General features: G+C 69.7%; 1 protein-coding gene. It reads right to left on the bottom strand.

What is annotated here, in order from left to right:
• Positions 1–21 precede the first annotated feature (21 nt).
• The coding region (locus tag SZN_RS37470; protein WP_007506896.1) for an uL11 family ribosomal protein at positions 22–201 on the bottom strand (180 nt) is incomplete at its 5' end.

The raw sequence follows: 201 nt of genomic DNA, 5'->3' as shown, positions 1-201 counted from the left end.
CCGGTTGTGCGGGGGGTGAGGTCAGCCCTCGACCGTGACGCCCATGGAACGCGCGGTGCCGGCGATGATCTTCGCGGCGGCGTCCAGGTCGTTGGCGTTGAGGTCGGGCAGCTTGGTCTGGGCGATCTCGCGGACCTGCGCCTGGGTGATCTTGGCGACCTTGGTCTTGTGCGGCTCGCCGGAGCCCTTCTCGATGCCCGC

The organism is Streptomyces zinciresistens K42 (genome assembly GCF_000225525.1).
In the GTDB taxonomy this organism is placed as follows: Bacteria; Actinomycetota; Actinomycetes; order Streptomycetales; family Streptomycetaceae; genus Streptomyces; species Streptomyces zinciresistens.
Note: the sequence above shows the minus strand (reverse complement) of the source record. Positions and strands in the feature narration are given on the sequence as shown.